General features: G+C 36.5%; 31 protein-coding genes. 17 read left to right on the top strand and 14 right to left on the bottom strand.

The features are described 5' to 3' along the window. Window positions 1-94: 94 nt before the first annotated feature. A complete protein-coding gene (locus tag SUSAZ_04570; protein AHC51326.1) occupies window positions 95-727 on the top strand; it encodes a 30S ribosomal protein S6 modification protein in 633 nt (210 codons plus the stop codon). 47 nt (window positions 728-774) lie between these two features. Here the strand turns inward: SUSAZ_04570 and SUSAZ_04565 are convergent, their stop codons facing one another. Genes SUSAZ_04565 through SUSAZ_04555 form a run of 3 tightly spaced genes read right to left on the bottom strand, consistent with a single transcriptional unit; the run spans window position 775 to window position 2732 of the window. Continuing rightward, on the bottom strand, window positions 775-1230 hold the full coding sequence (locus SUSAZ_04565) for an AsnC family transcriptional regulator (GenBank protein AHC51325.1): 456 nt from the start codon (window positions 1228-1230) through the stop codon (window positions 775-777). Next, window positions 1227-2225 (bottom strand): FAD-dependent oxidoreductase, encoded by a 999-nt coding sequence (locus SUSAZ_04560; GenBank protein AHC51324.1) that lies wholly within the window; start codon window positions 2223-2225, stop codon window positions 1227-1229. The genes SUSAZ_04565 and SUSAZ_04560 overlap by 4 nt, the downstream gene beginning before the upstream one ends. Window positions 2226-2231: 6 nt before the next feature. Then, window positions 2232-2732 carry a hypothetical protein gene (locus SUSAZ_04555; GenBank protein AHC51323.1) on the bottom strand — a complete coding sequence of 167 codons (501 nt, stop codon included), beginning with the start codon at window positions 2730-2732 and terminating at the stop codon, window positions 2232-2234. A 106-nt stretch (window positions 2733-2838) separates the two neighbouring features. Here SUSAZ_04555 and SUSAZ_04550 point away from each other — a divergent pair, with 106 nt between their 5' ends. Beyond that, a complete protein-coding gene (locus tag SUSAZ_04550; GenBank protein AHC51322.1) occupies window positions 2839-3378 on the top strand; it encodes a phosphoesterase in 540 nt (179 codons plus the stop codon). On the opposite strand, the gene SUSAZ_04545 is transcribed toward SUSAZ_04550, so the two are convergent. After that, entirely contained in the window at window positions 3368-3598 is a 231-nt protein-coding gene (locus SUSAZ_04545) for a hypothetical protein (protein ID AHC51321.1), read from the bottom strand. The genes SUSAZ_04550 and SUSAZ_04545 overlap by 11 nt on opposite strands. A 60-nt stretch (window positions 3599-3658) precedes the next feature. Here SUSAZ_04545 and SUSAZ_04540 point away from each other — a divergent pair, with 60 nt between their 5' ends. Further along, window positions 3659-4081: a hypothetical protein gene (locus SUSAZ_04540; protein ID AHC51320.1), complete on the top strand. Its 423-nt coding sequence runs from the start codon at window positions 3659-3661 to the stop codon at window positions 4079-4081. Window positions 4082-4137: 56 nt separating this feature from the next. Next, window positions 4138-5496, top strand: coding sequence for a geranylgeranyl hydrogenase (locus tag SUSAZ_04535; GenBank protein ID AHC51319.1), 1359 nt, complete (start codon window positions 4138-4140; stop codon window positions 5494-5496). Here SUSAZ_04535 and SUSAZ_04530 read toward each other — a convergent pair. Then, a complete protein-coding gene (locus SUSAZ_04530; protein ID AHC52456.1) occupies window positions 5488-7074 on the bottom strand; it encodes a hypothetical protein in 1587 nt (528 codons plus the stop codon). The genes SUSAZ_04535 and SUSAZ_04530 overlap by 9 nt on opposite strands. A 32-nt stretch (window positions 7075-7106) precedes the next feature. Between SUSAZ_04530 and SUSAZ_04525 the strand changes: the two genes are divergently transcribed. Genes SUSAZ_04525 through SUSAZ_04500 form a run of 6 tightly spaced genes read left to right on the top strand, consistent with a single transcriptional unit; the run spans window position 7107 to window position 12106 of the window. After that, a complete protein-coding gene (locus SUSAZ_04525; GenBank protein AHC52455.1) occupies window positions 7107-7391 on the top strand; it encodes a hypothetical protein in 285 nt (94 codons plus the stop codon). Continuing rightward, window positions 7378-8169, top strand: a complete 792-nt coding sequence (locus tag SUSAZ_04520) for an HAD family hydrolase (GenBank protein AHC51318.1) — start codon at window positions 7378-7380, stop codon at window positions 8167-8169. Before SUSAZ_04525 ends, SUSAZ_04520 begins: the two co-directional genes overlap by 14 nt. Window positions 8170-8206: 37 nt before the next feature. After that, window positions 8207-9907, top strand: coding sequence for a succinate dehydrogenase (gene sdhA, locus SUSAZ_04515; protein AHC51317.1), 1701 nt, complete (start codon window positions 8207-8209; stop codon window positions 9905-9907). 1 nt (window position 9908) lies between these two features. Further along, window positions 9909-10862, top strand: a complete 954-nt coding sequence (locus SUSAZ_04510) for a succinate dehydrogenase (GenBank protein ID AHC51316.1) — start codon at window positions 9909-9911, stop codon at window positions 10860-10862. 3 nt (window positions 10863-10865) lie between these two features. Further along, window positions 10866-11738, top strand: coding sequence for a disulfide reductase (locus SUSAZ_04505; protein ID AHC51315.1), 873 nt, complete (start codon window positions 10866-10868; stop codon window positions 11736-11738). Then, on the top strand, window positions 11738-12106 hold the full coding sequence (locus tag SUSAZ_04500) for a succinate dehydrogenase (protein ID AHC51314.1): 369 nt from the start codon (window positions 11738-11740) through the stop codon (window positions 12104-12106). The genes SUSAZ_04505 and SUSAZ_04500 overlap by 1 nt, the downstream gene beginning before the upstream one ends. Before the next feature lie 123 nt (window positions 12107-12229). Here SUSAZ_04500 and SUSAZ_04495 read toward each other — a convergent pair whose 3' ends face one another. Both SUSAZ_04495 and SUSAZ_04490 read right to left on the bottom strand, forming a co-directional pair. Next, window positions 12230-13585 carry a von Willebrand factor A gene (locus SUSAZ_04495; GenBank protein AHC51313.1) on the bottom strand — a complete coding sequence of 452 codons (1356 nt, stop codon included), beginning with the start codon at window positions 13583-13585 and terminating at the stop codon, window positions 12230-12232. Next, on the bottom strand, window positions 13582-14742 hold the full coding sequence (locus tag SUSAZ_04490; GenBank protein ID AHC51312.1) for an ATPase AAA: 1161 nt from the start codon (window positions 14740-14742) through the stop codon (window positions 13582-13584). Before SUSAZ_04490 ends, SUSAZ_04495 begins: the two co-directional genes overlap by 4 nt. 132 nt (window positions 14743-14874) lie before the next feature. Here SUSAZ_04490 and SUSAZ_04485 point away from each other — a divergent pair, with 132 nt between their 5' ends. Genes SUSAZ_04485 through SUSAZ_04465 form a run of 5 tightly spaced genes read left to right on the top strand, consistent with a single transcriptional unit; the run spans window position 14875 to window position 19319 of the window. Continuing rightward, window positions 14875-15315: a single-stranded DNA-binding protein gene (locus tag SUSAZ_04485; protein AHC51311.1), complete on the top strand. Its 441-nt coding sequence runs from the start codon at window positions 14875-14877 to the stop codon at window positions 15313-15315. Next, window positions 15312-15599: a coenzyme PQQ synthesis protein gene (locus SUSAZ_04480; protein ID AHC51310.1), complete on the top strand. Its 288-nt coding sequence runs from the start codon at window positions 15312-15314 to the stop codon at window positions 15597-15599. Before SUSAZ_04485 ends, SUSAZ_04480 begins: the two co-directional genes overlap by 4 nt. 35 nt (window positions 15600-15634) lie before the next feature. Next, a complete protein-coding gene (locus SUSAZ_04475; protein AHC51309.1) occupies window positions 15635-17260 on the top strand; it encodes a molybdopterin biosynthesis protein MoeA in 1626 nt (541 codons plus the stop codon). 33 nt (window positions 17261-17293) lie between these two features. Then, window positions 17294-18214, top strand: coding sequence for a homoserine kinase (locus SUSAZ_04470; protein ID AHC51308.1), 921 nt, complete (start codon window positions 17294-17296; stop codon window positions 18212-18214). Further along, complete coding sequence (locus tag SUSAZ_04465) at window positions 18198-19319, top strand: hypothetical protein (GenBank protein ID AHC51307.1); 1122 nt, start codon at window positions 18198-18200, stop codon at window positions 19317-19319. Before SUSAZ_04470 ends, SUSAZ_04465 begins: the two co-directional genes overlap by 17 nt. Here SUSAZ_04465 and SUSAZ_04460 read toward each other — a convergent pair. Together SUSAZ_04460 and SUSAZ_04455 are read right to left on the bottom strand one after the other, a co-directional pair. After that, window positions 19314-19628 (bottom strand): hypothetical protein, encoded by a 315-nt coding sequence (locus SUSAZ_04460; protein ID AHC51306.1) that lies wholly within the window; start codon window positions 19626-19628, stop codon window positions 19314-19316. The genes SUSAZ_04465 and SUSAZ_04460 overlap by 6 nt on opposite strands. Continuing rightward, on the bottom strand, window positions 19607-20143 hold the full coding sequence (locus SUSAZ_04455) for a hypothetical protein (protein ID AHC51305.1): 537 nt from the start codon (window positions 20141-20143) through the stop codon (window positions 19607-19609). The genes SUSAZ_04460 and SUSAZ_04455 overlap by 22 nt, the downstream gene beginning before the upstream one ends. A gap of 131 nt (window positions 20144-20274) precedes the next feature. On the opposite strand from SUSAZ_04455, the gene SUSAZ_04450 reads away from it, so the two are divergent. Then, entirely contained in the window at window positions 20275-21267 is a 993-nt protein-coding gene (locus SUSAZ_04450) for a hypothetical protein (GenBank protein AHC51304.1), read from the top strand. A 37-nt stretch (window positions 21268-21304) separates the two neighbouring features. Next, window positions 21305-21841 (top strand): hypothetical protein, encoded by a 537-nt coding sequence (locus tag SUSAZ_04445; GenBank protein ID AHC51303.1) that lies wholly within the window; start codon window positions 21305-21307, stop codon window positions 21839-21841. Here SUSAZ_04445 and SUSAZ_04440 read toward each other — a convergent pair. The 5 genes from SUSAZ_04440 to SUSAZ_04420 are packed head-to-tail and all read right to left on the bottom strand — an operon-like array spanning window position 21824 to window position 25983. Continuing rightward, a complete protein-coding gene (locus SUSAZ_04440; protein AHC51302.1) occupies window positions 21824-22360 on the bottom strand; it encodes an RNA-processing protein in 537 nt (178 codons plus the stop codon). The genes SUSAZ_04445 and SUSAZ_04440 overlap by 18 nt on opposite strands. A gap of 14 nt (window positions 22361-22374) precedes the next feature. Then, a complete protein-coding gene (locus tag SUSAZ_04435; protein ID AHC51301.1) occupies window positions 22375-23130 on the bottom strand; it encodes a serine/threonine protein kinase in 756 nt (251 codons plus the stop codon). A gap of 4 nt (window positions 23131-23134) precedes the next feature. Beyond that, a complete protein-coding gene (locus tag SUSAZ_04430; protein ID AHC51300.1) occupies window positions 23135-23461 on the bottom strand; it encodes a translation initiation factor IF-1A in 327 nt (108 codons plus the stop codon). Between the two features lie 44 nt (window positions 23462-23505). Then, window positions 23506-24684, bottom strand: coding sequence for an acetyl-CoA acetyltransferase (locus SUSAZ_04425; protein AHC51299.1), 1179 nt, complete (start codon window positions 24682-24684; stop codon window positions 23506-23508). 33 nt (window positions 24685-24717) lie between these two features. Further along, on the bottom strand, window positions 24718-25983 hold the full coding sequence (locus SUSAZ_04420) for a 2-methylthioadenine synthetase (GenBank protein AHC51298.1): 1266 nt from the start codon (window positions 25981-25983) through the stop codon (window positions 24718-24720). Between the last annotated feature and the right edge of the window lie 12 nt (window positions 25984-25995).

Raw genomic sequence — 25995 nt, 5'->3', positions numbered from 1 at the left:
TAACACATTAGAAATTGATGGTGGTTTAATAAGAAATCTGGGATTTATTTCATCAACTGAACAATTGATAAGAAGATATGATACGCTAAGAAGTATGGAGAAAAGTGGGATAACACTAATCAATAGACCTGATGCTATGTTCGTAGCTAGAGATAAATTTTACAGTCTCGTTAAGCTAAAGAGTGCAGGAATTCCTGTTCCTGAGACGGCTGTGGTTGAAGATCCATTTGAGGCTATGAGACTTGTTATGAAATGGAAGGATGTAGTCATAAAGCCCGTTGTGGGCAGTTTGGGTTTGGGCTCAATAAGAGCTGAAGATCCTGATATAGTTTTTAGGGTTTCAAAATCTCTACTATCAATAAATCAGCCCATTTACATTCAGAAATATATTAACAAACCACAGAGAGATATTAGAATATTTGCAGTAGGGGACAGAATATTAGGAGGAATTTACAGGATAAATAAATCTTCGTGGAAAACTAATGTAGCTCAAGGGTCTCTCACCCAGGTAATTACTGTAAACCAGGATCTTGAAGAGATCACACTTAAATCAATGAAAGTTTTAGGCTTAGACTACGCTGGTATCGACATTGTTGAAGATGAAAGTGGGGATTACAAGATCCTTGAAGTGAATGGTTCTCCCCTGTGGGGAGGATTTTATGAGGCTACAAAGATAAATCCTGCAAAGTATATTGTTGAGCATCTCATTAAAAAGATGAAGAAATGAAGACTAAAAAACCGGCTGAGATAAGTGATGACGAGCTCTCGCACTGATCAGTCAAAATCTATAGTTTTAGCCTCTTTTATTGTCCTTAAAACAAACATGGTATAGGTGGAGGTCACTCCCTCCATATTCCCTATTTCATCTAGAATTTTAGCCAATTCTTCCCTACTTTTTACCCTAACTTTTAGTATTGAATAATATTCACCTGTAATATCAAAAACCTCAAATATACTTTTGAAAGATGCTATCTTCTTCAGAATCTGTTCATATCGTTTAGGATCTGCCTTAATCATTATGAAGGCAACTACATTTAACCCTATAGCTTCAGGGCTTATATCGACGTAAAAACCTTTAATAACGCCTTTCTCCTTTAATCTCCTTATTCTCATATGTATAGTTGATTCACTAAGATTCAACATTTTAGCTATCTTAGAGAAAGGAGTCCTTGCGTCCTCCTGGAGAATAGAGAGTATTTTTTTGTCTATATCATCTAGAATATATGTCATGGTAAAAGTGACCTCCCAAATATTTTAATAAGGTCAAGTTTTCCAAAATCACCTATAGCTATCTTGAGAACTAGATCAGGATCAGTTTTAGTTAACATCTTAGATAAAACATCAGTTCCAATCACTTTCTTCTTTACTCCCTCAATTATCTTGGCTTGAGATTGAATAGTGAAGTACAGTTTTGACGATTTAAACTCAGCCTTAAACTCTTTTCCCTTCAAGAGGGAATCTGCAAGCATCTTAGAACTAAGTATTGAGGGTCTTATGCCCTCACCTGTCAAAGGGTAAACTGCACCTATTGCCTCACCAACATATTTACCGTTAAGTCTATCGTCAAGAATTCCTATGTCCGCTACCCTAGCACCATGAAAGAACAATGTCTTACCCTTAATGACTGAGGAAAGTCTTTGTCTTAGAAAGTCTACACTAGCCCATCCGCCTATACCTATCTTACTCCCATATCTGTCTGGAAACACCCAAGCATATCCTAAAAGGTCTGAGTAAAAATAGAATTCTACTATATCAGAGTCTATCTTATAATCCGTAATGTATTGGATGGCTGGAATGGTTTGATCAAATGACAGTGAGTAATGTCCTGTGGAGTTTATTACCATATCACTCTCTAATTTCTGATTACCATTTACGAGATACTCGCCTTTCCTTTCAGTCACCTTTGAATTATACTGAACGTTTACTTTTTCTGCTATATCCCTGAGGAACAAGGGCTTATCGATTATGTATCCAAGTCTCTTCTTTGACTCTATATCATGGACTATTTTTCCGTTTAGATATATTCTAAATCTCTTTATTTCTCCTATAATGGCTTCTTTTGATATTGGAACTAGTTCTTCAACACCGGTTATTAGTCCCCATGCGCAGGGCTTATAACCCACATTATCTAGACCCTCATAGACTGTTGCATTATATTTTGTTCCCCTTAGAAACCAGGCCAAAGATAAACCCGCTGGACCTCCACCTATAATGCTTACATTCATTAATCTTCACTTCCTAAAGTATAAGAAAACTAATAGTGCAACTACTATAATCCCACTGTAAAGTATTATTAACGAGTAAAATGAAGTTAACATTCTTCCTACTAATGCACCTATTATAATCACTATGAGCATTGGTAAGTATCCATTGCTGAAGTAGATGAGATCCTTGTTAACCAGTTTAGGCAGTATGTCCTTAGCTAGCAGGATAAACTGTACTATAAAGGGAAGTACAAATACTAATCCTGCTAATGCAAATTCTCTAGTTGCAGAATATAATTCCAGGAACTCGCCCAAAACCACACCTGTTGCAAATACGCCGCTAAAGTAAGTGCCTACTACCTTGTTTTTGGTATCTGTCCATGTCCTATTAGAGATCATTATGTAAATTACTATTATAAAACCAATTCCAGATGAAATTACAAAGGCTATGAAGTTTAGTAAGTAAGCAGGGATTAATGGTAGTAATATTAAAACTATTGAAAGTAACGCGACTGTTCTTGTATTCAATTTTACTCATTATTATTGCGTATAGTGAATTATAAAATTCTAACGCTAGCTTATTCAACGAAAGTATAAAAACTGCCTGATTGTTATAATACAAGATTGAGGAATATTGAAAATATTGGTGATGGGAAACATTAGATTTCCAGAGCCCCATATAGAGAGCGCTCTTTCCATGATAATAAAGAGGGAAGAGCCAGAGACTATCGTACTTAATGGGGATACTACTCAGTGTTATTGGGACTATGAGTGTCCAAGAGTTATTGATGTATTATACGTTATAAGAAGTATAGCACCCTGGGCTCAAATCGTTTACATTCAGGGTGATATGGATCCTCATGCAATAAAGTGTATTATGGCAGAACCTAGATACAGAGAAGAGATATTAGCTACAACTATGTACATAGCTGAAGTTTCCTCTGTAAAATACTTCATAGTACATGGACATCAGAACGACATAGACCAATTAAGGAGAAGTATGGGTGCAGGTCCCTGGGATTGGATTGTGCTAGGGCAGTACAAAAGGTTAGAGGTAGATAAGTTAGCGAGAGTAATATATATAGGCGGAATCACTAGGGAATTTCCAACAGATTCTAGAGGTTATTTAGTTATAACGGACTCTAATCATTACCTAAAACAACTCAGGAACTAATACCAATATAGCTTTCCCTAATTAAATCATATATTTTAACATCGTATATAGCATCTCTTATATCTTCACTCTCGTCATCTCGCCAGACAAGGTATGAATTTATAAATATAAGATTCCTCTCTCCTTTTACTAAAATTACCTCAATACCCATTCTTTTAAGAACCCTAATTTTACTTAGAATATTTTCATCAAATCTATTATAATAGACCTGGGCAATCACATATCAATTATTGGACGAAATACTATAAAGAGGATATATCGGGAAAATTAGTAATTTTAAATGCTAGCGAAAAACACTAATACCACATTTATGATGGCTAATTTAATGCCTTATTCATTAATAGCTTCCATTGTAAATGTCACATCTGAGAACCTAGATAATTTTTTCAGAAGAGTCCTCACTGATGTTAGGAAACTCGGAAGCAAAAAGGTTGTTGTAAACATAATTACAGACTTAAAGTTCCACGAGGTCGTAGGATACATTAGGGAAGCTATGCTGGACAATATAGACATAGGTTATGAACTTCACTTGTGGAAAAGAGATGAAGTGAATAAGATGTTAGATAAATTACTTGAATATAACGTAAATGGTATTCTCATTTATTGTGATGAAGAAACAAGACCTATCATGATAAAGATATATAATACTTTTCCTGATAAAATAAAGGCGATAATAACAAAGAACTACTGTGTACAACCATAAGACTCTATATAAAGCTTTAAATAATGATTTTAAGATAAGTTATAGCGTGATAATGGTTGAAGGAACTTAAATATGACGTTCTGATAATCGGAGGAGGTTTTGCTGGTTCTTCAGCTGCTTACCAATTATCCCGAAGAGGTCTTAAAATATTATTAGTGGATAGTAAACCTTGGAACAGAATAGGAGACAAACCTTGTGGGGACGCAGTAAGTAAAGCTCATTTTGATAAACTAGGTATGCCTTACCCTAAGGGTGAAGAGTTAGAAAATAAGATAAATGGAATAAAACTTTACAGCCCTGATATGCAGACAGTATGGACAGTAAATGGAGAGGGTTTTGAACTAAATGCTCCGCTGTACAATCAAAGAGTTCTTAAAGAGGCACAGGATAGAGGAGTTGAGATTTGGGACCTAACGACTGCAATGAAACCCATATTTGGAGATGGTTATGTAAAAGGAGCAGTCCTCTTTAATAGAAGAACTAATGAGGAACTTACAGTATACTCGAAGGTAGTTGTTGAGGCTACGGGATATTCGAGAAGTTTCAGGAGTAAATTACCACCCGAACTACCCGTAACAGAAGACCTAGATGATAAGGATGCAGATGTAGCTTATAGAGAGGTTTTACTGACTAAGGACGAGATAGAGGATCATGACTACTTGAGAATATTTATAGATCAAGAGACCTCTCCAGGCGGTTATTGGTGGTACTTCCCTAAAGGGAAGAATAAAGTCAATGTCGGTCTTGGAATTCAGGGTGGTATGGGATATGCAAGCATTCATGAGTATTATAAAAAATATCTAGATAAGTATGCAGCCGATGTGGATAAAAGTAAATTATTGGTTAAAGGAGGTGCATTGGTTCCCACCAGAAGACCGTTGTATACAATGGCATGGAACGGTATAATAGTTATAGGAGATTCAGGATTTACTGTAAACCCTGTTCATGGTGGAGGAAAAGGTTCAGCCATGATATCTGGATATTGTGCAGCTAAAGCTATACTCTCTGCCTTTGAGACAGGAGATTTCTCAGCTTCAGGATTATGGGATATGAATATTTGCTATGTAAATGAGTATGGAGCAAAACAAGCCAGCCTAGACATATTTAGGAGGTTCCTTCAGAAACTTAGTAATGACGACATAAACTATGGAATGAAAAAGAAGATTATAAAAGAAGAGGATCTGCTGGAAGCAAGTGAAAAGGGAGATCTTCACTTATCTGTTGCTGATAAGGCGATGAGAGTAATCTCTGGTTTGGGTAGACCCTCTTTATTATTGAAGCTAAAGGCAGTTGCAGAGTCTATGAAGAAAATAAAGGAATTATATCTGAATTATCCAAGATCCCCTTCATCTTTAGGTAGTTGGAAAAGAGAAGTTGACAATGTTCTAACAGAGTTTAACAAAAGTTTAAGTTAGTACTATAAAAATAATTGAAAGAAATAGTGGTAAGACTAAAGGTATCCAGAATGTTTTCATAACATAACCTCCTATTTCCTCCAGAGCTACTACGAAAGACGAAATTATTTTACCTATTACTTTTACCCCTTTTAAGTCAAGCCTATTGAAGCCAACCTCACAATCCTGAAGTTTATTTAGAGCATCATTCAAAGCTTTCTCGGCTAATGATGGTAACTCAGGAGAGAATTGGGCTGGAGTATAAAGATTTCCCAACTCAGAGCCTGTGCACGAATGATCGTCTGGAGTTATAAGTAGGGGAATACTTACGTATTTTCCCAAACTCTCTCTTAAAGACTTTGTAAGTGAGGGATCAGCATTGTTAGCATATAAATAAACAATACCCACAGTTGTATTTCCATCAGATAGGGCAGCAACTTTAATTTTATTGCTACAAAGACCTTCAGGATTACTTATGGATCTCTCTTCAATTGCAATTTTTAATGCTCTCTCTACTCTTCTCTCCCTTAGAACATTTTTAGCGTAATTAATCCCTTGCATTATACATTCCCTTGAATTTAACGGCAGTTCCTCCTTAAGATATTCGTTATGACAATCTATTATGTAGTCATTATACTTTACTGAGTTCTCCCATAACTTCACAGGAAGATCATCAATTCCCAGACCTGGTCTCTCCAGGAAAGTTAATGTAGAATCTGAGAACACTAAAGTTACTCCCCTGAAACCACAATTATACCATACATGAATCCCATAAAACTTCTGAGATAACCATTTGCCATCCTTAATTTCATTTCCAATAAAATCTGCTACTCTTCTTGACTCAGAGGAGGTAACTAGATCTAGTTCATGGTCACCAGGTCCATGGAAAACAATAACATTTGGAATTATAGATTCAAGTTGATAGATAAATTTGGAACTTCCTATCTCACCATTTAGACCATAGTGGATTTTGGGTATTATAAAATGATGATTACCTATTTTGAACATACCTACATTGGTTACGATCTTAGTACCTACACCATCAAGGAATTTTTCCACCAGTTTATTATCATTCCTCATTACTGACATCAGAAAAGGGCGTAATAGGGTTAGAGATTTGAACCCTGTAATCCTCTCTCCTCTTACATTAACTATATGAATATAAAAATGAAAAACAACTGCGATTATAAGTGAGTATAGTAACACGTAATAATTTAGTCCACTGATAAGGGATGGAAGAAAGGAGGTCACAAAGACTGAGAGAGTAGCTTTCAACTCAGATAATTTTCCCAGCATAAGATATCCGAAGAAAGGAGCGAGAATACCAAATGCAAATACTGTCTGGTAAGTAAATAATGAAAATATGAGATAAACAAACTCAGTTAATAGCCCAAGAAATATTGAAAGTTTAATCTCTCTAATAATCAAAAGCACGCAAAGTAGGTAAATTAAAAACGGTATTATATACAGTATTCCAAACTCTAAACTTCTAATCAAAAGTAATGCAAATTCTATTACAAATATACTGAAAAGTATCCTAAAGCTAGGTAGCCTTTTTAACTTAGAGTAGTACTTTCTAGCAGTAGTTTCAGAATTCACACTCTCTTACGCCAGCAGGTGAAATTTAAATGTTGCTATCAAAAGATGATATAGGTGTCGATAGGCTTGTTAGACATAAAATTAATGATTGTGAAGTCTACATAGCTGAGAAGAAAGGTAAAGTGATTATAATAGCTTTGTATAGAGGAATACATTCACTTTATTTCAAGGTTACACCCTCTTATGCCGGTTCGTGGGACTGTGAGGAACTGGAATATTATCCATTTGGATACTATGGATTTATAAGAGATGAGAAAGAGCTTGTACCAAAACTCCTAGAAAAAATTAGTGAGCTAGAGAAAAATGAGCTTATATAACTATGATCTAATTATAAGTGACATAGATGGTGTCATACTGAGAGAAGGAGAACCGATATGGCCAAACTTTTTAGCAATCAAGAAATTGTCGGAAGCCGGTAAGAAGGTACTTTTATTAACTAATAATTCAGGCTTCAGTAGAGTCTTACTATCACGGCAATTAAGCTATTTAGGCTTGAAGATAAGTCCAGAATATATTGTTACTAGTGGTACAGCAACTGCGATATATATGAAGGAGCAGACAAACATTAAGACAGTTTTTGTGGTTGGCGAAGAAGGATTAATTGAGGAATTGAAAAACTTTGGATTTGAAGTATTGGGTATAAGAGAAGCTAATGAGGAGACACCTGATGCAGTAGTTATTGGTCTTGATAGGTTAAGTACTTATGAAAAATTGTCAACAGCGATGAGATCAGTATATAAAGGGTCTAAGTTCATAGTCACTAACATGGATAGATTATGGCCGTCTAAGGATGGGCTTAAATTAGGAGCAGGCGCAATAGCCTCAACAATAATTTATGCGTTAAAGAGAAATCCTGATTTCATAGCAGGAAAACCCAACATCTGGATGATAAAAGTAGCATTCAAGATTGCTGGATTGACAGATTTTTCTAGAGCAATAATGATTGGGGATCAGTTAGAAACTGATATAAAAATGGGATTAAATGCTAATATAGACACTGTGTTAGTTTTAACTGGTATAAACACAAGGAAGGACTTGGAGGCATCGGATATAAAACCAAAATTTGTGGTTAATACATTAACAGAGTTGGTATAACAAATACTTTTTATCTTTTAACTAGTTTAAATCAAATATGGAAAAGCTAAGTTATGACGCCGTGATTATAGGAGCTGGTCTAGCCGGTTTAATGGCTGCACATGAGATATCTAAGGCTGGCTATTCTGCTGCAGTAATATCTAAAGTATTTCCTACTAGATCTCACTCAGCTGCCGCAGAAGGAGGTATAGCAGCCTACGTAAATGGTAACTCAGATCCTAATGATAGTCCTGACTATATGGCATATGATACAATAAAAGGAGGAGATTATTTAGTAGATCAGGATGCTGCTGAACTGCTAGCCTATAAGTCGGGTGAAATTGTAGAGTTGCTAGAAAAGTGGGGAGCATTATTTAACAGACAGCCAGATGGAAGGATAGCCTTAAGATACTTCGGTGGTCAGACCTATCCAAGAACTAGATTCGTTGGAGACAAAACAGGTATGGCATTACTTCATACTTTGTACGAGAGGACTTCAGGATCTGGAAAAGTAGACTTTTATTTCGAATGGTTTGCTTGGGAGTTAATTAGAGATGAGAGTAGGGTAAGAGGAGTAGTAGCTTTTGATATGAGAAACATGATACCATTCTTCTTTAAGGCTAAGGCAGTTGTCATAGCCGCTGGAGGTATGGGAATGCTGTATAGACACACCACAAATAGCTATATCGGAACAGGTGACGGTTATGCAATGGCTCTAAGAGCTAGAGTAGCACTGAAGGATCCTGAGTTTGTCCAATTCCATCCCACAGCGTTATATCCATCTGATATTCTAATAAGTGAAGCAGCTAGAGGTGAAGGCGCGGTTTTAAAGAACGCTAAAGGAGAAAGATTTATGACTAGATATGCTCCAAAGAAGTTAGACCTAGCACCAAGAGATATAGTTTCAAGAGCTATAATAACTGAGATTAAGGAAGGACGTGGTTTTCCAGGTGGATATGTAGGGTTAGATATATCACATTTAGGTGAAGAGTACATAAAAGAAAGATTAGCCTTAGCTTATGAGGCAGCAAAGACATTCTCTGGAGTGGACGCAACTAAGGAGTTGATTCCCATAAGACCGGCTCATCATTACTATATGGGAGGAATAGATGTTGATATTACAGGTAAGAACCCAGATGTAATAGGGTTGTTTGCAGCTGGAGAGGCAGCCTGTGTATCTGTACACGGAGCTAATAGACTGGGGTCTAATTCTCTTCTAGAAACATTAGTTTTTGGAAGAGAGACAGGAAATGAGGTAGTTAAATTCTTACAGTCCTTTACAGAACCATCATCAGATATAGACAAAGAGGCTGAAAAGGCTGAACAGAGTGCATATGATATTGTAAAGAAAGAATCTGGTGTTCATTTCGGTGATATATTAGAAAAATTGAGAGATTACATGTGGGAGTTCGTAGGAATATACAGGGATGAAAATGGGTTAAAGAACGCTGTCTCAGAAATCCTAAAGCTGAGGGAACAAATGAAGAATATGTACGTATTGGACAAAAGCAAAGTTTACAATACAGAGTTTTATAACGCCCTAGAACTTAAGAATATGATTGACCTAGGTTTGGTAATCGCAAGTACTGCCTTAAACAGAAAGGAATCAAGAGGAGCCCATTACAGAACAGACTATCCAAAGAGAGATGATCAAAACTGGCTCAAACACACCATAGCATATCTATCAGGAAACACTGTAGAAATAACTTATAAGCCAGTTAAAATGACCAAATGGAAACCTGAAGAAAGGGTGTATTAAGATGTCCCTAAAGAATGAAGAAGCAGAGGTTGTAATAAAAGTTAAGAGATACACACAAGAGAAAGGATTCTATTGGCAAGAATATAAGCTAAAGGTAGATAGGTTCACTCAATTTACTGAGGCACTAAGGAGGATAAAAAGCGAGCAGGATCCAACTTTAGCATATAGAGCTTCTTGCCATATGGCGGTTTGCGGAAGCTGTGGAATGAAAATAAATGGAGAACCTAAATTGGCATGTAAGACTCTAGTACTTGATGTCATAAAGAAATATGGTAGTAATGTTATAACCATTGAGCCCATGGATTATTTCAAACCTGTTAAAGATTTAGTGGTAGATTTGGACGACTTTTATAATAGGATGCATAAGGTAAAGCCTAGATTATATCCAAGTAATGAAGTATTAGAAGGTAAGGCTGAACACAGACTGAAGCCAGAAGATCAAAAAGTATTATGGAAATTTGCCCAGTGTATATGGTGTGGATTATGTGTATCAGCGTGCCCAGCAGTTCAAGAGGATCCTGAGTTCTTAGGTCCAGCTGCCCATGCAAAAGGTTTCAGATTCCTGGCAGATCCTAGGGATACTATAACAGAGGAAAGATTGAAGATACTTATAGACAGTGCTTGGAGATGTACTTACTGTTATATGTGCTACAATGTATGTCCTAGAGATATAGAGCCTGTTACAGCAATAAAGAAAACAAGAGCATTTAGTAGGCTTGCAAAGGATAAGACTGAGGTTATAAAGACAGGTGAGAAACACACTGAGGCAGTTCATAGCTCGATATTTGACTCAGGCAAGATAATGGGTTCCAGAGTTTACTTATCCACGTATGGTCTATTAGGCTCTATGAAAGAAATGATATTCCTTATGCAATCAGGAAAACTTAAATATGCTCTAGTGAAAGAGAAGGCAGTGGAAAACATCCAAGAAGTAAGAAAATTATTAAGGGGATAAGTTATGGCATACGCATATTACCCAGGTTGTACGGCACACGGTTTATCTAAAGATATAGATATAGCTACAAAAAAAGTATTCGAAACATTAGGACTTAGATTAGATGAGGTGAAAGACTGGAACTGCTGTGGCGGAGGATTTTATGATGAATATGATGAAGTAGGACATGTAGCATTAAACTTGAGAAACCTCTCAATAGTCGAAAAGATGGGCTATCAAAAGATGGTTACACCATGCAGTGTTTGTCTACAAAGTCATAGATTAGCCACACATAAGTACAAAGAAAACAAGGACTTGAAAAAGGAAGTAGATGACAGGATAAAAGGAACCAGTGTAAGTTATTCTGGTAGCGCTCAGGCAGAACATATAGTGTGGGTATTAGTAAGAGATGTAGGATTACAAAAGATAAGGGAAAGGATAAAGAGACAACTGACAGGTCTTAAAGTAGGAGCTTACTACGGATGCCAAATGCTCAGACCAGAAGAAATAATGGGTTTCGAGCCTGCATTTAACCCTCATAGTATGGAAGACCTTATCAGAGTGACAGGAGCAACACCAGTCTCCTTTAAAGCAGCAAAATCATGCTGTGGTTTTCCCCTAATGGGTAGCAATCCTAAAGTTGGTTTAAGGTTAGCCTATGGCGTACTTAAGAGTGCAAAGGAGGAGCAAGCAGATATAATAATTCACCCTTGTTCCCTATGTCATTTACAGCTAGACAACTTACAGCTGAGAATAAAAGCTGAATTCAATGTGAATTGGGTGGTTCCAGCAATATATGTAACCCAGTTATTAGGATTAGCATTTGGATTTAGCCCCGAAGAACTAGGAATATCTAAACTAGCCCAAGAGGTTCTTGCATCAAGGGGTATAGTATAATGAGTGTTGAAGAAAATATATCCAATGTAATCACAAAAATTGGCGGAAATGTGAAGAGGAACTGGTACCCAGTAAGTGAAAGACCAGGTAAAGAACCTTTTGCAAAAGAAATTGAATATACGGTTGGAGATCTATATTCAGGAAAGATACACCTAAGAAATGAGGGCGATATTTACGTCTTCGTCGTTTCTAAATATGTTTTTAATTGGAAAGAAAAAACTAAGGACTTGAAAATAAAGGGTGAACTTGTAGATGCTGCAGGAGGATTAATGTGGATTAAAGAAGAAAATGAAAAAAGCTTAGAGGAAGATATGAAGTTTTTACGAGATTACGTTAATTCAGCAAAAAGTTCTTCATCACAACACTAACTCAGTGTTCGGATCGTTCAACATCAATAAATTTTTATCCCATCCCTTTATAAAAATATTATTAACGGCCATACTCAGTTGACACCGTATTAACGGAGAATGATACTGAGGCCTCCTCTAATTTTAAGTTTCAACAACTCTCAATAAATCGTCATGATCAAGTTTGTAAACTACTAGATATTTATCCGCAATCCTACGTAGGTCAGCATTATCTCCCCTAATCATAACGCTTATTAAAACAGAGTTAGCCTCTCTTAATGACCTTCTGACTGTGGTTTCAGCTATCTTATCTTCACCGTCTGTTAGTAATATCACCTCACTAACACCCTTAACATGCCCTTCTTTTATGTCCTCGCATGCTGAAATTATGGATCTACTTATATCAGTACCTCCCCCACCTCTTATTTTGCCTATATATTCAATCATTTTTATTACATCCTTACTCTTAGCGTTCTTCATAACTTTTATCAATGGATATGGTATATTATCAAAAAACCTAATGTAAAAATCTCTATTCTCCCTCCTTGCCCTATTATATAAGGATAGGGCAACGGCTTTTGCCCAAATGATCTTCTCGCCATCCATACTTCCAGATTTATCCAAAAGTAAATATATAGGACCTAACGCTTCCTTAATCTTCTTCTGATATAATAGTAAGTCCGAGTCAGCAAATTTCACATAAAATAACTCGTCAGGTAACGCTAACTCTGAATAAACGATTCTTTCTAAATCGGAACCCTTCTCATAACCGTGTAATTCTCCCCTAGCATATCTTACAGTCCTCTTCTTAGTGTAGCTACCTAACCTTGGCATTCCATTTAGGAACTCCAATATCTTCTTAATCTCGGTGTTTCTCGCCAACCTCAAGACCTCGTGAATCTCTCCTTCAAAGTTAAGTATAGAACCAGTACCTGCACCATTTCCTCCTACTATTCTTTGCATGTTCTTTACTGCCTCAGCGTCTTCCACTGCTTTACTCAACGCTTTTTCATGTACTTGTTTCATTAGTCTCTCCATCTTTTGATTCTCCTCATTATTTTTGGTATTGCTCTCTTTTCCGCCACTCCCCTTCATTAGACCGTTTAATATTTGTTCTGCCATTTCCCTCTCTTCTTGGGATTGCGATGTTCTTTTGATTCTCTCTAGCTCCTCAATCAAATTTTGAATGTAACTTACAGATAGAGCCATACTAACTGCTGAGTTAGCAATGGAGTAGTTTCTATTCTTTATAACCAACTCAGAATCCAACATCATGTTAATGAAGTTATACATTACCTCTTTTCCTTTGTTTACTTCTTCTTTTGTAACTGGAATTGGCATAGGTAAATAGTGAATGTAATAAGTATCTACTAAAAATCCATCTTCTAGTTGAAGATCTTTACCAGTGAGTTTCTTAAGAGTGTAACCTAACCTTTCTCCTCTATATTTAACTAAGGGATCTAAATAATCGACTCCTCTTAAAAAACCATCCTCGCTCAAGGATATATCCCCAGCTTTCTTGCAACTTTTTCTAATAACTTATCTATTTCATTTATTACATCTTTCGAGAATTCTTCCACTTTTTCATCTCCGCTTTCCTTACCTAAAGCGATTACCCTATCCCTCGTAGCTCTTAGGCTCCTTATTAACTCCACTAACCTGGGATCAGACTCATTAGCAGCATCCACATATTTTGTTGCCTCTTTTATGTTAGAGTAGATTTCATTAAGTTCTTTCATGTACTTAATTGGTGTTTTTAATTCCTCTGATAATAGGGCGGACACCTTTTCAAAATCATCAATCTCTTTGGGTGCAATATACTTCAGAACAATCAAGTCCTCTTCTATAGCCTTCAACCTACCATTTAGTAAAGCATGAGATGCAGCTATCTTCAAAACTTTTCCCTTTCTTCTATCCGTTAAATGTATACCTTTTTCCTCTAACATTGCGTAAAGCTTTAGTAGTTTCGATTTTACAGCAGACAGATCTACTTGAGGTATTAGAGAGTATAATTCGTCTAATTGAGATATGGTCATGATTGTTTGACTTATATGCCATTTGTCTGAAAACTCATAGTCCCATGCTGAATTTATAAGGTCCTTCCACTGATCTTCACTTACTGGTCTTGCGTAGTGCCTTAACAACAGTCTATCATATAATGCGTCTAATTCTGGTTCATCTGGAACCCTGTTACTTGCGCTTATTAGTGTTCGTAGAGGAACTTTTATAACGTTATAACCGTCATATATAACTCTCTCATTTAATAAGGATAATAGCGCGTTTAATATAGCAGAATTTGCATTAAAAATCTCATCGAGAAAGGCAATTTCTGATTCTGGTAATCTGTCTTTGGTAATCCTTTTGTATATGCCTTGCTTCAGCGCATTAACATCTAATGCTCCGAATAATTCTGCAGGCTCCGTATACTTGGTTAACAAATACATGAAGAACTTCGCACTCATTAGATCTGCCGCTCTTCTAGCTAAAGCTGATTTGGCAGTTCCTGGCTCACCAATTAGTATTACGTGCTCTTTGGAAAGCAATGCTAATGTTAATACTCTTGCTTCCTCTTCTCTGCCTACAAACGGGGCAGATAGCATTTCTAAAAATTTCTTTGGATAATCTAATAGATGATTGGCATTAACACTATTACTCACAGACTATCCCAATTTAATCTTATAATCTACTAGCTTAAAAACAAATGTTAGTAACTCTCAATAGGATTATAACACAGATTTTTATACCTGAATAGAGAGATATTATTTACAAAATTCGTGAGTCGAGAATAAATGGTAGACAAGGTAAATAGTTTAAAACCTGGAATGGAAAATGTAAATATAACTGTTAGAGTAATAGAAGCAAGCGAGCCAAGAGTTATACAAACAAAGAATGGGACAAGAACTATAAGCGAAGCAGTTGTCGGAGATGAAACAGGTAGAATAAAACTAACTTTATGGGGAAATCTTGCTGGAACTATTAAATCTGGTTCTGTGATAAAAATTGCAAATGCATGGACTACGGCTTATAAGGGTAAAGTACAGTTAAATGCAGGAAGCAAATCTAATGTTTCTGAGGCTGAGGATAACAATATACCCGAGGCTGAATCCATACCTGAAACAACACCTTCTGCAGGAGAATACAGAGGAGGAGGAAGAGGAGGCAGAAGATTCGGAGGAAGAAGAGGTGGATTTAGGCCGCGGAGAGAGAGCGAAGGAGAGGAAGATGAATGAATTTTGATGAAGTAAAAGATCTTAAGCCACAAAAGGTAGGAGAACTGATTGATGTAACTAAAAGTGGAGAAGAAGAAGGCTACGTGATAAAGTTATCCGAAGAGAAGGTTTATGAGCTTGCACCTATAGCTTATTATGTTTGGGAATTATGTGATGGTAATCGAACTGTGACCGAGATTGTTGACAGAGCGAGTAATGATACAAATCTTCCGTCTGATCAAGTTCGAGAGCCAATTTTAACTGTATTGGACGAGTTGAAAAAAGCCGCATTAATCGTTATGTAAGTAAAGATATTATGTAGTTTTTTGAATATATTTTTATGAGAGCGATTCTTAAGGATTCAGAACTACTTTATCCTCAGGATGCTCTAGCTAAATTCCTAAACGAATTTGGAGTAAAGCAATTAGAAGTGGAAAGGATAAATCTTGAAGACTCGTTAAACAGGATTGTAGCTGAGGACATAATATCTGACATACCTTTACCCCCTTTCTCTCGATCCACAGTTGATGGATTTGCGATAAAGCATGACCATTGCCCTGGGGAATTTACAGTAATAGATAAGATTAGAATTGGCGAATATAAGGAGATCAGGATAGGCAATGGAGAAGCAGTCGAAGTGGACACTGGTTCACCAATTCCTGAAGGGGCAACAGCAGTCGTTAAGGTTGAAAATACAGTAATTGAGGGGAACAAGGTAAAGGTAAGTAAGAAATTAAGTTTTGGTGAAAACATAGGTTGGATCGGTACAGACATACCTAAGGGAACATTGGTGGTAAGAAGAGGTGAGAGATTAAACCCTTATAAGATAGCCCTTTTAGCATCAATTGGAATAAGGCAAGTTTTAGTTTACAAAAGACCAAGGATATATATTATTATTACTGGAGATGAATTAGTAGAACCAGGTAAAGACCTTGATCCAGGAAAGATTTATGAGAGTAACTCGTACTACTTGCAAGCTTATTACTTATCTAAAGGCTATGAGGTTATAAAAAGGACACATGTAAACGATGATAAAGAATTAATTAGAAGAGAGATACTGGAAGGCATAGAAAAAGCAGACATCGTCATAGTAACAGGGGGGTCAAGTGCAGGAGAAAAAGATTATGTACATCAAGTGATCAAAGAGGAAGGTAAAATTATAGTTCATGGCTTAAAAATAAAACCAGGAAAGCCTGCAATACTAGCAGAAATTAAGGGTAAACCTGTTTTCGGATTACCAGGAAATATAACATCTACAATGGTGATAAATGAAGAAGTAGTTGATAAATATATAGATATAATGTATAACATTTCTTCCTATAGATATACCATAAAGGCAACTATAATAAATGAAGTAAAATCAGATTATAATAGGACCACATATATTCCAGTCTATTTAATTAAAAAAGATGGAAAATATTATGCTATAGGGATGCCTTTTGACAGCTACATGATAGGAGTTTTTTCTACTGCAGACGGTTACATTATTGTAAACCCAGGCGAAAATATAGAAGAGGGAAGTGAGGTAAGTGTTTACCTTAGATCATTAGATGAGAGACCCGTATACATAGGTGAAGAAGAGCCTACGCTATATCCAAGAGGATTTAGAGTGCTACCCTTTGGATCTTATATAGGACTTAAGGCAATCAAATACGGTATAGGGGATGTTATCGTAATAAGTAATTTATATGATTCTAACTTTAAGGGAGATTTAAGTAAGGAGAGAAACATTATAGAGACAGGCGAAGGTAATGAGTACGTGGGCTACCTAGAGTGGGTAGGATTAAGTAAATTAGTAAAAGACCCTGTAGTCAAATTAAGATATCCTTCAGTTGCCCTACAACTAATGGATAAGGCAAAAATTATTATCCCAGCTACGTTCCATAAGGACGGTAAAGTAATAGGTAAGGAAAAATTAGAAATTATTGTAAGGAATCAAGATATTAAGAAATATTTTAGGGGTTAAACATTTTTAATCTGAAAAGACAGAATCATCAACATGTTAATTAAAGCATACTCCTCTTCAGCTAATCTTGGAGCAGGATTCGACATATTGGCATTAGCACATGACGCCTTCGAAGACAGTGTTGAAATGGAAGCGATTCCAAACTCAACTTTACAAGTTCTCGTCACTGGTGATGGTGTTCCCAATGAGGTAGATAAGAACTCAGCTTCGTATGCAGTATACAAGTTATTGAACGAACTTGATGTGAAAGTCAAAGTTAAAATAAAAGTTATTAAAGGAATACCTGCAGGCTTAGGGCTAGGAAGCAGCGGAGCTTCTGCTGTCGCAGCTGTAGTTGGTGTAAATAATTTGCTTAAATTAGGTTTAGATAAGCAAGAGTTAGTGAGAGCCTCAATGATCGGAGAAATAGCATCCTCAGGCTCTGCTCACCCTGATAATGTTGCGGCAAGTGTTTATGGAGGGGTAGTAGCTGTATTAAATACTGAACCAGTTACAGTTTCGCCCATCCCAGTTAACTTAAATTTCTCCTTATTACTATTCATTCCAGTTTTACAGCTTAAGGATAAAACTAAGAAGGCACGTGAAATGCTTCCCCGTAATGTGGAATTAAGTAAGATGGTTAGAAATTCAAGATATCTTTCCTCTACAATTTTAGGACTTATTAAAGGTGATAGGGACTTATTAAGATTGGGTTTGAATGACGAGATAGTAGAAGTAGCGAGGAGTCCACTTTTCCCACACTATGAAAAACTTAAGAGAATTTCAATAGAGAATAACGCAATTGGTGCATGTGTAAGTGGGGCTGGTCCTACAATTGCAGTGTTCGTTGATGAATATACTGATAAAAACAAAATTAAAAAGGATGGACTTGAAATCTGTGAAACATACTCTCAGAAGTGTTTAGTCAAGGAAGCTAAGATAGCAGGGGGTGCATGGGTTGAGAGATGGAACTAAAGCTACATTTGAAGGAACAGACGAAAAAACTGGCGCTATTACCACTCCAATATATCAGACCACGTCCTTTGAATTTCCTGTTGGAGAGAAATTTAGATATACAAGAGAGGCAAATCCAACTGTACTAAAGTTGGCAGAGATGGTTGCTAATTTAGAAGAAGCAGAAATGGGTGTAGTATTTTCCTCAGGTATGGGAGCAATATCTACGGTAGCTTTTACCCTGTTAAAACCAAATTCATCAGTCCTCATTCATAGGGACATGTTCGGTAGATCGTACAAATTCTTCACTGAATTTATGAAAAATTGGGGTGTAAGAGCTGAAGTTGCTGAACCTGGAGAAGTCATAGAGAAAGCTAAGGAGAAAAAATACGATATGGTATTTGTGGAGAGTATTTCAAACCCCACATTAAGGGTTGTAGATTTGCCTGAGTTGGCTAAAATATGTAAAGAAAATAATATGCTATTGGTTGTAGACGGAACGTTCGCTACGCCAATAAACCAGAAACCTATTGTCCAAGGAGCAAATATTGTAGTACATAGTGGATCAAAGTTCATTGCAGGACATAATGATGTAATAATAGGAGTGGCTTGTGGTAACAACGAATTAATGAATAAAATTGATCTTACCAGAAGGAGTTTAGGTACATCTGCAGATCCACATGCATCATATCTCACTATACGAGGAATGAAGACACTGAAGGTAAGAATGGATGTTATAAATTCTAATGCACAAAAGATAGCGGAGTTTCTCCAAGAGCATCCGAAAGTATCCAGAGTATATTATCCCGGAATAAAGGTGCATCCTGATTATAATACAGCCAGGAAAGTTTTGAAGGCAAACGGGGGAGTTGTGAGCTTCGAAATCAAAGGTTCTCAAGAAGACTCCATAAAATTAATGAATAGACTTAATGTAATACTTTCTGCCCAAACATTAGGGGGTGTGAACTCCACTATATCTCATCCTGCAACAATGAGCCACAGGAGTTTAACACCAGAAGAAAGGAAATTGGCTGGAATTACGCCTAATATGTTGAGACTTTCTGTAGGTATAGAGGAAATAGAAGATTTAATTGAAGACCTGGATAGAGCATTATCAAACCTATAAGATAGCCTTTATCTCATGTTTTAATTCATCTTCTATCAAGGCTTTAATCTCGTCTTTATGAAGACGAAGTAAGTGTAAATAGAGACCCTTCTTAGTAAATGGACCCTTGTTACACAATTTACAGTAAAGTAAATTACCCCTTTCCTCTACTAGCCAAAAAGACACCCTTTGTACTGAGGTTTTTGCAATATTTCTCATTGAAATTCCTACAAGTCTCTCTATCTCCTCGTCCTTAACAGAGATCTTACTAGCATACTTTGTGGTTACCTCAACTAACTTTTCCGCTGTTATTGATATTCCGCTATCCATTTCTGATCCCAAATACTTGCTATCCCTATAGCTAACACAAATATTGAGATAAGCCTCAATAATCGTTTATTAAGATCTCCAGTTATAAATTTTTGAATGTAAGATAAATCTACACCAAGAGCACGCAGGACTTTTTCGGTCCTCACTTCCACCTCCTGATAATTGAAAGGTACTTGACCTTCTTCCAGTTTCCTTTTAGCCTCTATAACAATTTCAAATGTTTCTCCTAGCTCGTCTTCAGATATGTCTGGAAATATCTTAGTCAGTTTCTTATTAATCTTACTCCCTACGACCTCAGCCATGCCGGGGACATAATCTAATGGTGCTACTGCCACTATCCACGCATCAGTATATTTTCTCACCGTCTCTTTTACTTCCTCACTCTCTCCCTCAAGCTCTTCAACTATTGAGGCTGCTGCTACAATATGTGCCAACGCTTCTCCTATTTTTAGGTCAGGTTCATAGGTATAGTAACTTGATACTTCATTTGAATTTAAATCAATTACATCGCTCATTGTATATACGCTATGTACTACATAAAGATTAAAAGTAAGCATCAGATAATACACGAAGAGTAAATCTATTACTATGCTAACTTCTCATTAGCTATACCAAAGTATAAAATGGGATAAGAGTTAAAAATCATGTGAAAGCCTTTATCTTTGGTCTGGGAGGAGGGGGAGATGTAGTATCAGCGTACATCGCTTATGAGTATTACAAACGCCTAGGTTACGATACTATACTTGGAGCAGTTACATGGGAAAGGTATATTGAGGATCCCTTACCTGGACCTATATGCGAGTTCATGAACGCAGATAACTTGAATGATGTAATTACTAAATTGAACAGGAACTCTTATTCTATCAGAAATGGTAGAGTAGTTATCCCTCAGATCGTGAAAGTACTCAAAGTCCTTAATATAAGTGAGGGGTACTCAATTTGTATTCGTGAAGGAATTAGAAAGATAGCTCGAATGATTGATGAATTCGCGTTAAAGGAAGGAATAGATGTAATAGTAGGAGTAGATGCGGGAGGAGACGTAATGGCAAAAGGTTGTGAGGAAACGTTAGGAAGTCCATTGATTGATTTCATCATGCTTAATGTTTTAACCGAAACTAAAACCAAATCTGTTTTAGCCACAATTGGTGCTGGTAGTGATGGTGAACTACAACAAGATTATATCTTAAGGCGAATAGCAGAGATAGCGAGCAGAGGTGGTTTAAAGGATATAAAGGGAATAGACGAGGAAATATCACGAAAGCTAGACGAGATATTAAACGTTGTTACAACTGAAGCTTCTAAGATACCCTTGGAAGCTTTCAGAGGACTATACGGGGAAGTTAGCATAAGAAACAATACTAGACGAGTCTTTGTTACACCCATCTCCGCAGTGATGTTTTTCATGGAACCCAAAATAGTTTATGAGACTTCTCCTATAGCTAAAGTCATCAAAGATTCTGAATCACTAGAGGATGCTAATGAAAAACTAAATAAAATGGGAGTTTACACTGAATATAATTTTGAGCTTGATTTGTTCTCGAGATTCGGAAATGATGCGATAAATGTTAAAGGCGATGAAATATCTAAAATTAGATCTGAAGGAAAAAGAAAACTAGGAGAGACTAAAATTAAATGCTAATACTAAAACTTTTAAATGATTATTAAAAATATATCATGTGAGAATATTAGAAGAGTTAAGACAAGAATATGATTTGACTGATGATGAAATTGAGTACGCGATTGATAAGGCGAGGGGAATAATTCTCGGGTTCGCTATGGAAATGAAAGCAATGAAAGTTTTACAGGATATGAATTTTATGAATGTCAAGTATGTTGATCTACCAACACATGATATAGAAGCAGAAAAAGATGGAAGTAAATATTATGTGGAAGTAAAGGCGACAAAAAAATCACCTACCAGGGAATATAGCGCACATAAGATAGCAATGATAGCCAGATTGGACGGAACCCACTTGACATTGGTCATGACTCCGAGCCCCCATTTATTTAATACGGAAGAGGTCTTGAGCGAACCTAAAAGATTACTGTTTAATGTTTTTAGGTATATTTACAGTAACAATGTAGAAAAACTAAAGGAAATAACTTCTGATGATAAATACAAGACAATTCTTAGCAGCTATGAAAAAGTAATAAAAATCTATACTACAAGATATAACAGGGACGCACTAAGCCTTTTAGAGACCTTCCTTTAAATTTCTATTAGCGTTAGATAACATAGCGTAGCTTTCTGCCTTATCCAAGTACTTGTACACAGTATTGTGCTCTTTACCCTCAATAAGTAATTCGATAGCCCTTTTAGCAATACTTAATTGCTCTATGTTTCCCAAAAGTCCGATCTCATGGTCCTTTACCAGGACAATAACACCTGTGTATTCTTCTATTGTCCTCTTAGTTTTACCTTTTTCACCTATCACCCTACCTTTTATCCTCCTCAAAGAATTTACTGAATTAGTGAATTCCTTTAAGTTTATGATTTCAAGTCCATAATCATCACTCATTAGTCTCATAGCATCATTTGGTTCGAAACCAAAACCTAAGGCGTTTATTACCGATATAACTTTCATGGCGTTATATGAATTATTATCCTTTGGAATAACTCTGATCTGTTTAGTCACCTCGTCAAAATTAATGGTAGTATTACTTATTTCTTCAATACGTTTTGATAAAGTTTTAATTAAATCAAGCCTCTCATCTGGTACAGTCACATACATCATAGTTACTCATATTAAATTTTGATAAAGCGAGTTAATATTTCCGCCTCGCTCATCACATTTATACCATTACTCATAAAGAAAGAATTAATATTTCGAATATCTCTGACTAAAAATTCCCTCGCGTTAGGATGAATCAAATCTATGGCTTGGCTAACATCTATTATATACGGTTTACCATCAAAAACCATAATGTTATATTCACTTAGATCCCCATGAACTAATTCTGCTTTATTCGCCATTATGACAATTTGATCTATTATAGTTTTATACAAGTCCTCATTGACGTCTTCAGAACGTAGTTCCTTCAATAATGGTGCTCTAACACCGTTATCACCTATGAATTCCATAATTAAAATGTTCTTGTGAACGTATATCGGCTTAGGTACTGAGACATGTGAATCATACATTTTAGAGAGATTTTTGAACTCTTTCTTAGCCCATACTTCTATAAGTTTTAATGTATTTGAAGCCCTTACACCTTCAAACCTCGGATCACCAAAAGTATACCTCTCTATGGCTCTTTTGCTTGATGCAGTAGAAACATAATAAATTTTTACTGCATACCACTCTTCATTCTCAGTTAGGGCTGGATATATTTTTGCCTCTTTACCAGCTGAAACTGCACCATAAATAGTTTTTATATTTAATTTTCTTGAAATATAATATAAATCGGAATAAGTTCTTGTATCTAGAGTGGAATCAACCACTTTAAATAAATCAGCATCTTTGATTCTTTTTTCCTCTTTTCTCCTTTTGTTTCGTGACAAAGAATTATCCTCTGAGCTGTTCTATCACATCCTGGCTGATGACCTTGTCTTCCACTAATCTTCTTACTTCACTTTCCGTATACCTATATACTATGTCACACTTATTAGGCTGAAAGTCCCAAGGGGCAGCCAAAACCACATCTCCTTCTCTTATCCAGACTTTCTTTTTGAGTTTGCCTGGAATTCTACCTAGTCTCTCTTTTCCATCAGTACATATGACCTGTACATGTTCTCCTCCAAAAAGCTTCTTTACAACACATATTACCTCGCCTTCTATAGGCTTGACAACCTCTCTTGTAGGTTGCTCTGTATTCGACTTTTTCTTTGCCAAACTAGTCTACCACCAATCATAATTAAAACACAAAACCTAAAAAGCTATAGTAGTTCTACTGCTATTGCTGTGGAACCACCTATTCCGTGACATATACTCGCAATACCGTATTTTCCATTCATTTTCTTCAGAACGTTCAGTAATGTGACAAGTATTCTTGACCCACTGGCACCTATAGGGTGACCCAGTGCTATCGCTCCCCCATAAACGTTCAACTTATCATAAGATACACCTAAATATCTGTTAAACAACACATTATTCACGGCAAAGGCTTCATTGTTTTCAAAATAATCAAACTTAGATAATGGAATGTTAATTTTATCCAGGAGCTTCTTAACTGAATATATTGGCGCCACAGGGAATTTCCAGCTTTCAATACCTATCCAACTATATCCCACTACTCTGGCTATCGGCTCTAACTTGAATTTCCTGACTGCACTTTCGCTCACGAAAACCAGAGCAGCAGCACCATCACTTATTTGCGACGAGTTACCTGCTGTATGAAGTCCGTCAGAACCAAAAGCAGGCTTGAGTTGAAGAAGCTTTTCAGGTGTAGTGTCCGCCCTAATTCCTTCATCCTTATCTACAATACGACCATCCACATTAAGGGGCACTATTTCGTCTTTAAAGTATCCCTTTTCTGTGGCTATGGATGCCCTCTTGTGACTTTCATAAGCAACCTCATCGAGCTCTCTTCTGGTGATTTCATGTTCTCTTGCTACCATATCAGCCTCTTGACCCATAACCTTAAAATTAAAAGGATCAGTAAGACCATCTATTATCATTGTATCGATAATGTCTAATGACTTGTTCATGAGCATTTTCGTTCCCCATCTTATTTCACTACCTATTGCGAATGAAGCTCTACTCATACTTTCCATTCCGCCCGCAACAACGATGTCTGCATCTTCACTTTTTATCATTTGGACTGCATTTATTGTACTTATCATACCTGATGAACAAACCATATCTACACAATAAGCGTCTGTTTTTGCAGGTATACTGGCTTTTATAGATGCCTGCCTGGCTAAATCTTGACCATGACCAGCTCTAAGAACATTTCCCATTATAACTATGTCAATTAGTTTAGGATCAACTTTAGCCCTGTTAACAGCCTCTCGAATTACAACTGACCCTAATTCTGATGGAGAAATATCCTTAAGTAATCCTCCGAATTTCCCCAAAGGAGTTCTAACTGCAGATAATATATATACATTATTCATGTGATGTAGTTTATTTCAATAGTTTAAAATCTTTTAAGAAATAGGTTCGCCTCTTAAATCGTAGAAGGAAGCTTCATTTATTCTCACATTAATTCTTTTTCCTAATTCAACATTTTGCCTTATGACTACAGGAATGTAATTCAGTGTTCTACCAATCACAGAACCCTTTCTTCCATACTCTGTTGTAATTACTGAGGCTATTGAATTTAAATAGTCTGAGTGCACTTCATACGCCAATTCCTCATAAAGCTTATTTGCAATTTGAATTCTCTCTTTTTTCACTGGATCAGGAACTTGTTTCATGGAAGCACTTCTAGTATTAGGGCGTATAGAATACATTGCTAAATGAACACGTTCAAATTTGATATCTCTCATTAGCTCTAAAGTGTTTCTAAAAGCGTTCTCGTCTTCACCAGGGTGTCCAATGATAATATCTGTGGTTATGTTCACAATAGGTACCTTTTTACGTATTTCCTTAACTAAGTCTTTGTACTCATCTACTGTGTACTTTCTATTCATAAGTTTTAAGACATTGTCGTCTCCACTCTGAACGGGCAAATGAATGAACTTGTACACCTTGGTTTCTTTCATCACCTCTATAATTCCATCTATATTTCTCATAGCCTGTTCAGGTGTCATCATACCAATCCTAATCATGAAGTCTCCTTCTACCTCAGTTACTTTCCCCACCAAATCCGAAAGTTTAATCTGACCCAGATCTAGCCCGTAAGCTGCAGTGTCTTGACCAGATAGTTCTATTTCAACTGCTCCTTTCTTAACTGCATCTCTCACACTCTCGACTATCAAATGTGGTGGATAACTCCTTAACTTTCTCCTTGCTAATTTTGTTATACAGAAATTACAATCCCCTGCGCAACCATCAGCTATAGGTAATATAGCAATCTTACCGTCAAATACCTTGGGTGTAATAAGTGGCTTATCCTCATTCAGATAAACTTGACGTTGCTTACTGTTCTCCACTACATCTACTATCTTTTGCACGCTTTGTGGTCCTATAACAGATGCCTCAGGAGCTAAGCTCACTACGACAGCAGGTTCAGCACTTGCTAAACAGCCTGCCACAACCAGTCTTTTGTCATTATATTTTTTCAACTCTTTGATTCGTTGTTTCATTCTTTCCTCAGTCTCTAACCTCACAGCACAAGTGTTTATTACCAAGATTTCGGCATCTTGTATATTGTCAACTATCTCGTGCCCCTTGTCCTTAAGTAAAGTCATCATAATGTAGCTGTCTCCTTTGTTTAGAGCACACCCATAAGTTTCAATGTACACTCGCATAGATTAAGTATT

Source organism: Sulfolobus acidocaldarius SUSAZ, assembly GCA_000508305.1.
Taxonomy (GTDB): domain Archaea; phylum Thermoproteota; class Thermoprotei_A; order Sulfolobales; family Sulfolobaceae; genus Sulfolobus; species Sulfolobus acidocaldarius_A.
This window is presented reverse-complemented; position numbering and strand designations above follow the sequence as displayed.

What these genes read in the sequence shown, in the direction of transcription:
- sdhA (AHC51317.1), top strand. Translation starts at nt 8,207, where the DNA reads ATGGAAAAGCTAAGTTATGACGCCGTGATTATAGGAGCTGGTCTAGCC.
- SUSAZ_04455 (AHC51305.1), bottom strand. Translation starts at nt 20,143, where the DNA reads ATGAGCGATGTAATTGATTTAAATTCAAATGAAGTATCAAGTTACTAT.
- SUSAZ_04475 (AHC51309.1), top strand. Translation starts at nt 15,635, where the DNA reads ATGAGAGCGATTCTTAAGGATTCAGAACTACTTTATCCTCAGGATGCT.
- SUSAZ_04510 (AHC51316.1), top strand. Translation starts at nt 9,909, where the DNA reads ATGTCCCTAAAGAATGAAGAAGCAGAGGTTGTAATAAAAGTTAAGAGA.
- SUSAZ_04460 (AHC51306.1), bottom strand. Translation starts at nt 19,628, where the DNA reads ATGGATAGCGGAATATCAATAACAGCGGAAAAGTTAGTTGAGGTAACC.
- SUSAZ_04425 (AHC51299.1), bottom strand. Translation starts at nt 24,684, where the DNA reads ATGAATAATGTATATATATTATCTGCAGTTAGAACTCCTTTGGGGAAA.
- SUSAZ_04520 (AHC51318.1), top strand. Translation starts at nt 7,378, where the DNA reads ATGAGCTTATATAACTATGATCTAATTATAAGTGACATAGATGGTGTC.
- SUSAZ_04565 (AHC51325.1), bottom strand. Translation starts at nt 1,230, where the DNA reads ATGACATATATTCTAGATGATATAGACAAAAAAATACTCTCTATTCTC.
- SUSAZ_04505 (AHC51315.1), top strand. Translation starts at nt 10,866, where the DNA reads ATGGCATACGCATATTACCCAGGTTGTACGGCACACGGTTTATCTAAA.
- SUSAZ_04470 (AHC51308.1), top strand. Translation starts at nt 17,294, where the DNA reads ATGTTAATTAAAGCATACTCCTCTTCAGCTAATCTTGGAGCAGGATTC.
- SUSAZ_04480 (AHC51310.1), top strand. Translation starts at nt 15,312, where the DNA reads ATGAATTTTGATGAAGTAAAAGATCTTAAGCCACAAAAGGTAGGAGAA.
- SUSAZ_04440 (AHC51302.1), bottom strand. Translation starts at nt 22,360, where the DNA reads ATGTATGTGACTGTACCAGATGAGAGGCTTGATTTAATTAAAACTTTA.
- SUSAZ_04560 (AHC51324.1), bottom strand. Translation starts at nt 2,225, where the DNA reads ATGAATGTAAGCATTATAGGTGGAGGTCCAGCGGGTTTATCTTTGGCC.
- SUSAZ_04485 (AHC51311.1), top strand. Translation starts at nt 14,875, where the DNA reads ATGGTAGACAAGGTAAATAGTTTAAAACCTGGAATGGAAAATGTAAAT.
- SUSAZ_04540 (AHC51320.1), top strand. Translation starts at nt 3,659, where the DNA reads ATGCTAGCGAAAAACACTAATACCACATTTATGATGGCTAATTTAATG.
- SUSAZ_04420 (AHC51298.1), bottom strand. Translation starts at nt 25,983, where the DNA reads ATGCGAGTGTACATTGAAACTTATGGGTGTGCTCTAAACAAAGGAGAC.
- SUSAZ_04570 (AHC51326.1), top strand. Translation starts at nt 95, where the DNA reads ATGGAGAAAAGTGGGATAACACTAATCAATAGACCTGATGCTATGTTC.
- SUSAZ_04500 (AHC51314.1), top strand. Translation starts at nt 11,738, where the DNA reads ATGAGTGTTGAAGAAAATATATCCAATGTAATCACAAAAATTGGCGGA.